The organism is Castellaniella sp. GW247-6E4, from assembly GCF_040276065.1.
In the GTDB taxonomy this organism is placed as follows: domain Bacteria; phylum Pseudomonadota; class Gammaproteobacteria; order Burkholderiales; family Burkholderiaceae_B; genus Castellaniella.
In genome coordinates, this window is the sequence record NZ_JBELOI010000012.1 from 110879 (window position 1) to 121466 (window position 10588).

Consider the following 10588-nt stretch of genomic DNA (forward strand, 5'->3'; position numbering starts at 1 on the left):
CGTGGGCGGACCGGCGCCGCGGACGCGTCTCGGCGTGCCCGGGCGGGATGCTCATTCCATGCCCGGGACGGTATTGGAGAATCCGCAGTCCACGTGCAGGATTTCGCCGGTAATGCCGGCGGCCAGGTCCGAAAGCAGGAAGGCCGCGGCGTTGCCTACGTCCTCGATGGTGACATTGCGGCCCAGGGGTGCTTGGGATTCGACGTACTTCAGCATGTTCGAGAAATCCTTGATGCCGCTGGCGGCCAGGGTCTTGATCGGACCGGCGGAAATACCGTTCGAGCGCAGGCCGCGCTTGCCCAGCGCCGTGGCCAGGTAGCGCACGCTGGCCTCCAGCGAGGCCTTGGCCAGACCCATCATGTTGTAGTGGGGGATGGCTTTTTCCGCGCCCAGGTAGGTCATCGTCAGCACCGAGCCCTTGCGTCCCTCCATCAGGGGCAGGGCGGCCTTGGCCAGGGCGGGGAAACTGTAGGCGGAAATGTCGTGGGCGATGCGGTAGTTCTCGCGGCTCATGCCGTCGAGCAGGTCGCCCGCCAGCGCATCGCGCGGGGCGAAGCCGATCGAGTGCACCAGGCCGTCCAGGCCGTCCCAGTGTTCGCGCAGAGTCGCGAAGGCCGCGTCGATCTGCGCGTCCTCGGCGACGTCGCAGGGAATGACGATCGAGCTGCCCAGTTCCTGTGCGAACTCCTTGACGCGCTCTTCGAAGCGCTCGCCCACGTAGGTGAAGGCCAACTCGGCCCCCTGCGCCCGGCAGGCTTGCGCGATGCCGTAGGCGATGGATCGGTTCGAGATCACGCCCGTGATGAGAATGCGCTTGTTGTTCAGAAAACCCATGTCTTGAAGGTCCTATAGGGTCGGGGTGCGAAAGAGGGTGGGGTTCAGCCTTGGATATCGGCACCGGGCACGCGCAGGCGCGCGCCGGTAGGCAGGGCGCTGCCCTTGAGGTTGTTGAGCTTGCGCAACGCGTCCACCGATGTGTTGTAGCGTCGCGCGAGCGAGTAAAGCGTGTCGCCGCGCCGCACCGTATGCGTGCGGGCCACGACCTTGGGCCGCATGTCGGGCGGCGCCGTCCGCAAGGTCCCCGCCTGTGCCCTCGGGATGCTGACGACCCGGACGTCCTGGGCGCCATGGGGGCCGACGGTCCGCACGTTCCGCGCAGGGGTGCGCTCGGTGTTGTCCGGCGTGTAGGCGGCCAGCCGGATCCCCGGGCCATCGCCGGCCGAGCGGGTTGGGATCAGGAGGATGTCGCCGCTGGCGACCGTGCGCTTCTTGCTGAGCCCGTTGGCGTCGCGCAACGCGTTCACGGACACGCCGTGGGATTTCGCGATGGCCGTCAGGGATTGACCGCGCCGGGGGTGGTAGATCTTCCAGGAGCTGAGGTTTCCGGTATATGCCTCGAGATTGTTGTTGAAGACCTCGACCTTGTCCGTCGGCAGATGCAGCGCGGGACCATGGGCGGCCAGCATGATGGGCCGGTTGTAGGAGGGGTTCAGCGCCTTGAAGTCCTCGAGGGGCATCTCGGCCAGAGCGGCGGCGACCTCGATGTCCATGTCTCGCGCCTTGTGGACCGTGGTGAAGTAGGGGGTGTTGCTGACCTGGGGAAGGGTGATGCCGAATTTCGTGGGGCGGGCGATGATGTTTTTGATGGCCTGCAGTTTTGGGACGTAATTGCGGGTTTCGTCGGGCATGTCCAGCGTCAGGTAGGTGGGCTGGACGCCGGTGCGTTCGGTCTTTTCCATCGCGCGCTTGACCGCGCCCTCGCCCCAGTTATAAGACGCAAGGGCCAGGTACCAGTCCCCCTGGAAGTCGTACAGGTAGCTGAGGTAGTCCAGGGCCGCCTGGGTCGAGGCGACCGGATCGCGGCGCTGGTCGCGCCACCAGTCCTGCTGGAGCTTGTAGTGCTGGCCCGTGCTGGGGATGAATTGCCACAGGCCGGAAGCCTTGGAGCGAGACAAGGCCGTCGGGTTGTAGGCGCTCTCGACGAAGGGCAGCAGCGCCAGCTCGGTCGGCAGGCCGCGGCGGTTGAGTTCGTCGACGATGTAGTACAGGTATTTGCCCGCGCGCTGGCTCATCAGCAGCACGGATTGCGGATGCGAAGCGTAGTAGTCGGTCCAGTAGTCCACCCGTTCGCTGCGCAGGTTGGGAATGGCGAAGCCGCGTCGGATCCGGTCCCACATGTCGCGGGGTGGGTGGGTCAGGTCGATGGTGCGCGAGGTGTCCTCCGCGACGTAGGCCTGCCGTTCCGATTGGGGATTCTGGGTGGCACAGCCCGCCAGGGCCACGAGGATCAGCAGGAGGTAGAGCCGCAGGAGTCTCATCGCCGGATTACTTGAAATTGTTCTTCCATTCGCGCAAGCAGGCAAACACCGCCTGCGGTGTGTCCAGCCGCGCGCCCGCGTGGACGGAGGCGGCCGCACTGATCTGAGCGCGATCCGTCCGCATGAACGGGTTGGTGCTCAGCTCGATCCCGATGCTCGATGGCACGGTGGGCAGATCCAATCCACGCAGGTGCGCGACCTCTTGTGCGCGCGCTTGCAGCGCCGCGTTGTCGGGTTCAACCTGCAAGGCCCAGTGGATGTTCGCCGCCGTATATTCGTGCGCGCAGCACACAAGGGTTTGCGCAGGCAAAGCCCCAAGTTTACCCAAGGAATCGACCATTTGGGCAGGGGTGCCCTCGAAAAGGCGTCCGCAGCCTGCGGCGAACAGGGTGTCGCCGCAGAATACGGCCGGCCGGCCGGGGTCGAGTTCGCCGAAGTAGGCAATGTGGCCCGCCGTGTGGCCCGGGATATCCAGCACTTCGAAGGACAGCCCGGTGCCGGGTAGCTGGATCCGGTCGCCGCCGCTTAGGCGCACATCGCAATAGGGCAGGATTTCGTCTCGCGGGCCATAGACGCGCGCCCCGGTTCGCTGGTGTAATGCACGCAGCCCGCCCACGTGATCGTTGTGGTGATGGGTGATGAGGATGGCCTCGAGGATCAGCCCCGGGGGCAGCGCCGCCTCGACGGGATCGGCGACCCCAGGATCGATGACGATCGCGTGGCCGTTTTTCTGTACCATCCAGATATAGTTGTCGGATAAGGCTGGGATGGGCGTCAGGATGGTCGACGCGTCGGCGGTCGTGGCGTAGTTTTCCATGGATTAGGAGTCGATGTGTCGCTGGACCGCGCGATGCCGATCGAACTGGCCGAATGGCTGGAAACCCCCGCGGGGCTGTATGTACGCGCCTGGGAACAGCGGCAGGTGGACGCCATGGTGGCGAACATGTTTGGCTATCATGCCATACAAATCGGCCTGCCGCACTGGGACCTGCTACAGGCCAACCGCATGCCGCACAAGATCTGGGCCCACAGCCCGGCGGCGCCGTATGGCACCCGCAGCGGGCGCCTCATCTGCGAACCCGAGCAACTGCCCTTCGAGACCCAGAGCGTCGACTTGCTGGTCCTGCCGCATACCCTCGAATGGAGCATCGACCCGCACCGGGTGCTGCGCGAGGTCGAGCGCGTCCTGATGCCGGAGGGGCGGGTGGTGATCACCGGCTTCAATCCGTACAGCCTATGGGGCGCGCGCGAGTCTCTGCCGGGCCTGGCCCTGCGCCTGCCCGTGCCCGTGCCCTCGCAGGTTTCGCCGGCCCGCCTCAAGGATTGGTTCAAGCTGTTATCCTTCGAGCCCGATCGAGGGCGTTTCGGCTGCTATGCCCCCTTGTGCGAATCGCAGACCTGGTTGCTGCGCTGGCGTTTCATGGAGTCCGCGGGCGACCGCTGGTGGCCCGCTTGCGGTGCCGTCTATGCGATATCGGCGATCAAGCGGGTCGTGGGCATGCGCCTGATCGGCCCGGCGTGGCGCAGGAACCGGCGTCGCCGAGTGCGCGCCGCGGTGGCGCCGGTGGCCAATCGCGTGGAGGATAACAACTGTAATGGCTGATCCCGTAGTACAGATATGGACGGATGGAGCCTGCAAGGGCAATCCCGGTCCGGGCGGCTGGGGAGCGCTCCTGCGCCAGGGCGCCCATGAAAAGAAACTGCATGGCGGCGAGCCGGACACCACCAACAACCGCATGGAGCTCCTCGCGGTGATCGAGGCCCTGCGCGCGCTCAAGCGCCCTTGCGTGGTCACGGTGCATACGGATTCGTCCTATGTCCAAAAGGGCATGACCGAGTGGCTGCCCAACTGGAAGCGTCGGGGCTGGCGCACCGCCGACAAGAAACCCGTCAAGAACGCCGACCTGTGGCAGGTGCTCGACGCCCTGGCCGAGCGGCATGCATTACACTGGAAGTGGGTCAGGGGCCATGCGGGCGACCCTGGCAATGAGTGTGCCGACGCTCTGGCCAACCTCGGGGTCGAGGAGCTCTTGAGCCGTCGGCCCTGATCACATACCGTCATGCGACAAATCATCCTCGATACCGAAACCACCGGCCTGGAGCCCGAACAGGGCCACCGCATCGTCGAACTCGCCTGCGTCGAGATACGGAATCGCCGGGTCACCGACCGGCACCTGCACCTGTACATGAATCCGGATCGCGACAGCGACCCCGAGGCCCTGCGGGTGCACGGCCTGACCACGGACTTCCTGTCGAAGCATCCACGGTTTCCCGAACTGGCCGAACAATTGGTGGATTTCGTGCGCGGTGCCGAGATCATCATTCACAACGCGGCGTTCGACGTCAAGTTTCTCAACATGGAACTGGCGCGCGCGGGCCATCCGCCGTTCACCGAGCTGTGTGGCCAGATCACGGATTCGCTGCAGGTCGCGCGCGAGATGTTTCCCGGCAAGCGCAACAATCTCGATGCCCTGTGCGAGCGCTTCGGGATCTCGAACGCCCATCGCACCCTGCACGGCGCACTGCTGGATTCCGAGCTGCTGGGTGAGGTCTGGCTTGCCCTGACGCGCGGCCAGGATTCACTACTGACCGAACGCGACGACGAGGATTCCGGCCGGGGACACGGCATGGGTTTCGTGGGGGGGGGCTTCGACGCCACGGCACTGCCTGTGATCGAGGTCGACGAGGCCTCCGCCCGCGCTCACGACGCGTACCTGGATGATCTGGACAAGGCGGCCGGCAAACCCTGTGTCTGGCGAGCAGGGGCGGTGGCCAAGGAGGGCGAAACGTCCGCCTGATCGGGAGCCTCTGCAGTGTCTGTGGCGATCGTGTACAATTCTGGGCTTCCCAGCCGTTTTGCTCGTGCGACATCGCTTCGCACCCTCAGGGCGGACCGGATTGGGCGGTTAGCTCAGTGGTAGAGCACTGCCTTCACACGGCAGGGGTCACTGGTTCGAACCCAGTACCGCCCACCAGAATTTCAGAGCCATATCAAGCATTTAGCTGATATGGCTCTTATTCGTTATGCATGTCGATTTAGAGTAAATCCACCCATTCAGTGTCCCAAGAGTGTCCCAAAACTCGTTGACAGCAGCGGGCAGCCACTCTAGACTGTTATGCATGGGTGAGCGCACACGGCGGACCTGCCAGACACCCTCATAAACGCTGTGTGCCACGATACGGCGGGTGAGATGCAAGTGAACGAGAGATAGCTTCATCAAGAGAGAACGCGCGCTCGGCGTATGTCCGCCAGGCTGAAGATGATGGTGCATCAGCGCGATTGCAATCATCATTCAGGCCCAAGCAAAAAACGCACCGTGAGGTGTGGTAACGCAAACTTCAAGTGAGCCTGGTAGCACCATAAGCTTGAAGTGCCACATCAATAGCATCGGCTCTCACAAGCGCGTTCTGCTTGTGAGGTGCTCTTATGCATCAGAATTCCGTGACCAGCTCGGAAGGCCTGCCCAAAATTCTTTTTATCGAACAGCTGTCTGCCTTGATCGGCAAAACAGCGACGACGATCCGTACGTGTGCAACCAATGAGAAGTATGCACATCTGATCCCACGACCGTTCAAGATGCCGAACAGCCGACGTTTGTGTTGGTACGAGCGCGATGTCTTGGAATGGATCGATTCTCACAGACCTTCCCCAACGCCGCCAAAGCGTCGGCCACGTGGAAGGCCGCGGAAGGTAGAACAGTTGGCGCGGCAGCGCTGGGAGGAGCGGCAGCAGGCTGGGGTGTAGGTCATGGCTACAGCGAAGTCTACAGCCGATCCGCGCAAGTTGACTCGGGCAGAAAAACTGATTGATGCTTCGGCGAAAATCATGGATATGCAGCCCGAAGGCAGGGACATGGCTTTCACGCACGCGGTGCTGTGCCAGGTCGGGTTGCCACGCTCAAAATTCGTGGGACGGGAGTTCATGCGCCAATCTGGCGCTGCTTGGGTCAATGTTCAGGCTGGCTGGATTGATGAAGGAAACGGTCCGGTCCAGCAGCCTATCCCGTATGGGGCCCTGCCACGTCTAGCGCTGGCCTGGATTTCGACGCAAGCTGTCCGCATGAAATGCCGCGAAATAGCAATTGGCAGCAGTGCAAGCGACTTCCTCCGAATGCTGGGCAAGACTGCAACTGGGGGGAAGACAGGCTCGTTTAGCATGCTTCGTATGCAGATGCATGCGCTGGCTGCGTGCCGCCTACAGCTCGGGTTCAAGGGCCGAACGTACACCGACCAGCCGGTGGCGCAGTTTGACGCTTGGCTGCGCGACAAAGATCATAGGCAGAAAAGTCTGTGGCCTGGCGTAATAGTGCTGTCAGAAAGCTATTTCAAATCGCTGACGGAGGGCAAAAAAGCGGTACCGCTCGACAATCGCGCCCTGTTGGCCCTGAGTGATTCTGCACTGGCCCTAGACGTATATATCTGGTTGGCGTATCGATTGCACGACATCAAGGGAAAGGGTGTGACCTTGTATTGGAAGTCCTTGCGGGAACAGTTCGCCCAAGAGTATCGAGGTAAGAATTCGGACAAGGACTTCAAGAAGAGATTTCTCCCGGCGTTGAAAAAGGCGCTTGCCGTGTATCCAACAGCTAGGGTCAAGCCTGTAACCGGAGGGATTCTCCTGCTTTGTTCTCCTCCACCTGTGGCATATAAGGAGTGATATGAAGGGGTGGATAACATTGTGAACTCAGGAACTTGTCCACGCATAATCTGACCCCTTAAGACGCATAATCGGCCCCCCCGAAGCACGCATAATCGGCCCCCCTGGAGCACGCATAATCCGACCCCCCCTAAACCTGTAAGGTAATCCTTTAATCTTTTCCTTTAATTTATACTGGTAATAAGAGGCTGGTTTCTGTGGAAAACCTAAGCGCAGTGAGAGGTATGACAAAAGTCCCCACTCTATCGAGCGGGGATGGGCAGACTCCTACGGGGCGGGGCTGCCGCCCCCCATCCTCGCCTACGGCTCGCCCCGTCGCCCCCCGGTGGCAGTAGCCTGCCCCCCACCGCTGCGCGGCGGCTCCCCCTCGCAACTTGCCGCTACACGGCCCGGTTCAGCAGTAAAGGAAGGTGCAGGATCGCTTTTGAGGCGATTTAAGGCCTTTTGACGGTCTGGGCATGGAAAGGGGTCAAGGGGAAGCTTTGTAAAGGCCTGTGTGCCCGGTGCGGGCGCTTACAGGGCTTTATGAACACCCCTTAATGCCTTGGAATGTCCTACACGCTTTCCGGCTGGTGGTCAGGGGTGCCTTTTCCCCCTGACCGCCTGCCGCGCGGCGAGCGGCCCCGGGCAGGGTCGCCGAAGGCGGTTTGTCGTGCCACAATAGTTTCATGTGCTGCCCAAGTGGGTCGTTATTGTGTGTGGACCGGGAAGGGTTCACGGGGATGGTGCCTGCGCTCGCGCCCTCTGAGTACTTGGCGCTTGCTGATGAGATGAGCGCTGGTACGGTGCGCACAATGCTTGATGCCGGAGGCCTGGGCCATCGTGAATGTAATGACTATGATCACATGTATAGTAGTCCCCGGCAGGGCCGCGCTTATGAAGAACCCCGCCAGGAGTGATGAATAAGCATAGTCGGTCACTATGCATGTCAACATCACCCTCGCTTTATTGACCCCATATGGGTAAACTGGCCCCCTATGGGCTACCAATTTGTACACATCGAAGGCTATGCCCGCCGAGGAAGCCAACAACGCAAGAACGGTAAGATGCAGTCGCGCAAATGGGGTGTGCGCGACATCGTGGCTGAGGCCGAGAGAGAGCCAGATGCCTGCCGCCATGTCGAAAGTCCGCAGCCTCCAGTATTATTGGATGGCGCGATGCCATCACAGGCGGAGGCGATGGCGCATGCCTGGGCGGAGACGGCTATTGACGCCAAGGGGCGCAAATTGCGCACGGACGGTCTTTGTTTCTCGGCGGGCATCATCAGCCTGCCTAAGGAGATGGAAGACGATTGGCCTCAGTTCCGAGCGGCTACCGTTCATTGGCTGTGGGAGCAATACGGTAAACGGCTCCGCTCTGTGGTTGAGCACACGGACGAGGAACATCCGCACCTGCATTTCTACGCAGTGCCACTGAAAGGGGAGCGCTTCGAGGTTCTGCATGTCGGTCGGCAGGCTGCTGCCAACGCAGCGGCGGCGGGCGAGAAAAAGGGCGCCCAGAATGACGCCTACAAAGCTGCCATGCGGGCGTGGCAGGACGACTTTCATGAACGGGTGGCAGCATCCTTCGGACTGGCCAGGACCGGGCCAAAGCGTGAACGGTTGACTCGTGCCCAGTGGCAAGCTCGCAAAGCACAGTTACGAGCCGACGCGGCGGCCCGTCAGATAGCAGGGCCGGTCATTACTCCCCGCCTAGTAAAAAAGCAGGTGACAAAGAAAGGTGGATTGCTTGCTATTGGCGCTGAGTACGAGTCTGGCGAGGAGTTGGCTGCACGTCTTGATGCCGCAGCTCGTGAGGCCTATGCCCCAGCCTTAAAAGTGGCTGCTCAGGTGTCCAGCGCGAGAGCCAGGGCCGACTCCATGCAGGCTGAAGCTGAGAGGCATAGTCGAGAAGCAGAGATTCTGCGTGAGCAGCTGTTGGCCGCAGAGAAGCAGTTGGCGCAAGCCCGCAAGGACGTTGTGCTGTACCAGCAGACATTCATGGAAGGGCTAGATGGTCAGGAGCAGGAGGCTGTCGTGAACAGGGCACGGGACCTGCGTCGAGCAAAGGTTGCCAAGACGCAAGCAGATTACGAGGCATCCTTGAGCCCGGAGTACCGGGAACATCTTGCTCGCGAAGAGGCTGAGTTTCAGCGCTCGCTGCGGAAGGTTGAGGACGAGGAAAAGCGCAAACGGGAGGGTGATCCTGAGCCAGGAGGGCCGGACGCAAAATGATATGGGATACGCTTGCCCGCCCAGGTGCGCGGCCTGTTCTTCTACCTGTATCTGATCGTGGACATCTACAGCCGCAAGATCGTGGGATACGAAGTGTTCGGTGCCGAGAGCATGGGTAACAGCGCGACCGTCATCCAGCGGGCCGTACTGCACGAACAATGCAGCCATAGACCTCTGATGCTGCATGCCGACAATGGATCGGCCATGAAGGGCTCGACCCTCTACGCCAAGCTTGAAGAGCTCGGCATCACGCCTTCGCATAGCCGCCCGCGCGTCTCGAACGATAACGCCTACTCCGAAGCCTTGTTCCGCACCTGCAAGTACCGACCCGAGTACCCAGCCGACGGATTCTCCGAGCTTACGGCTGCCCGCCGGTGGGTGGCCTCCTTCGTGCACTGGTACAACGACAGCCACCGCCATAGCGAGATCCGCTACGTCACGCCCGCACAGCGCCACGCGGGGCTTGACGGCGAGATCCTTGTTATCGGTCGTCCAATAATCCCCCCTGAAGGTCATTAAAAATTCCCCACCTGTTTTCTGGAGACAGAGCAGATGGACAATCAATTGAACCTAGAGCAGCGCATCATGTCAGCATCCCTTACTCCGCAGGAGATGGTGATGCTGAGCAAGCAACGCTGGGAGGATGTACGGCAGATGCACGCGCAGGGCGTGTCGAACTCGGAGATCGCTCGACGCCTGGAGGTCGATCGCAAGACGGTGCGCAAGGCGCTCAGGGAGCCGTGGCGGGCCTATAGCCGGGCGCAACGCGACGACACCTTGCTGGCCATTCACGCCGGCTTTCTGCGCCAGCGGGCCGCACAGGTCGGTTACTCAGCCAAGATTCTCTATCAGGATTTGCGCCGGGACCACGGTTATCAGGGCAGCTACGAGACGGTCAAGCGCTTCGTCGCACCGCTGCGCGAGCAGGCTGCGGCGGCCGCAGACCTGTGCCAGCGGCGTTTCGAGACCGCGCCTGGCCAGCAGAGCCAGATCGACTGGGGCCAGGCGGGGATCCGCTTGCGCAGCCGCCCCGTCGTGCTGCACATCTTCGTGATGACCCTGGGCTACAGCCGGCGCGGCTACTATCGGGCGTGCGCCAACGAGCAGCTGGGCCTGTTTCTGGAGAGCCATGAGGCGGCCTTTGAGCACTTCGGCGGTCTGACGCGCGAGTTGCTCTACGACCGGCCGCGTACGGTCTGCCGTCCGGTGCCAGGCGCGGGCTGGCGCTGGAATGACACCTTTCGCGAGTTTGCCCGCCACTGGGGATTCGAGCCTCGGGTGTGTGCGCCGTACCGAGCACAGACCAAGGGCAAGGTGGAGTCAGGGGTGAAGTACGTCAAGCACAACTTCCTGCCCGGGCGCACCTTCGTGGACATGATCGATGTGCAGGAGCAGATGGA

General features: G+C 62.0%; 9 protein-coding genes, 1 tRNA gene and 1 pseudogene. 8 read left to right on the forward strand and 3 right to left on the reverse strand.

Annotated elements, in window-relative coordinates:
- Positions 1-51: 51 nt before the first annotated feature.
- Genes fabI through gloB form a run of 3 tightly spaced genes read right to left on the reverse strand, consistent with a single transcriptional unit; the run spans position 52 to position 3135 of the window.
- Positions 52-834, reverse strand: coding sequence for an enoyl-ACP reductase FabI (fabI, locus tag ABS761_RS14575; RefSeq protein ID WP_350409054.1), 783 nt, complete (start codon positions 832-834; stop codon positions 52-54).
- Positions 835-878: 44 nt separating this feature from the next.
- Entirely contained in the window at positions 879-2318 is a 1440-nt protein-coding gene (locus ABS761_RS14580) for a transglycosylase SLT domain-containing protein (RefSeq protein WP_350409055.1), read from the reverse strand.
- A gap of 7 nt (positions 2319-2325) precedes the next feature.
- Positions 2326-3135, reverse strand: a complete 810-nt coding sequence (gloB, locus tag ABS761_RS14585) for a hydroxyacylglutathione hydrolase (protein ID WP_350409056.1) — start codon at positions 3133-3135, stop codon at positions 2326-2328.
- A gap of 33 nt (positions 3136-3168) precedes the next feature.
- On the opposite strand from gloB, the gene ABS761_RS14590 reads away from it, so the two are divergent.
- The 8 genes and pseudogenes from ABS761_RS14590 to istA all read left to right on the forward strand — a co-directional run.
- Entirely contained in the window at positions 3169-3921 is a 753-nt protein-coding gene (locus tag ABS761_RS14590) for a class I SAM-dependent methyltransferase (RefSeq protein ID WP_350409071.1), read from the forward strand.
- A complete protein-coding gene (rnhA, locus tag ABS761_RS14595) occupies positions 3914-4366 on the forward strand; it encodes a ribonuclease HI (RefSeq protein ID WP_350409057.1) in 453 nt (150 codons plus the stop codon). Before ABS761_RS14590 ends, rnhA begins: the two co-directional genes overlap by 8 nt.
- Positions 4367-4378: 12 nt before the next feature.
- A complete protein-coding gene (gene dnaQ, locus ABS761_RS14600) occupies positions 4379-5116 on the forward strand; it encodes a DNA polymerase III subunit epsilon (RefSeq protein WP_350409058.1) in 738 nt (245 codons plus the stop codon).
- A gap of 102 nt (positions 5117-5218) precedes the next feature.
- Positions 5219-5293, forward strand: a tRNA-Val gene (locus ABS761_RS14605).
- A 773-nt stretch (positions 5294-6066) separates the two neighbouring features.
- Complete coding sequence (locus tag ABS761_RS14610; protein WP_350409059.1) at positions 6067-6975, forward strand: replication protein RepA; 909 nt, start codon at positions 6067-6069, stop codon at positions 6973-6975.
- A gap of 977 nt (positions 6976-7952) precedes the next feature.
- A complete protein-coding gene (locus ABS761_RS14615) occupies positions 7953-9188 on the forward strand; it encodes a plasmid recombination protein (RefSeq protein WP_350409060.1) in 1236 nt (411 codons plus the stop codon).
- 12 nt (positions 9189-9200) lie between these two features.
- A pseudogene (locus ABS761_RS14620) lies at positions 9201-9668 on the forward strand (transposase); the annotation flags it as partial.
- A 72-nt stretch (positions 9669-9740) separates the two neighbouring features.
- A partial coding sequence (gene istA / locus ABS761_RS14625; RefSeq protein ID WP_350409061.1) for an IS21 family transposase occupies positions 9741-10588 on the forward strand: 848 nt, incomplete at its 3' end.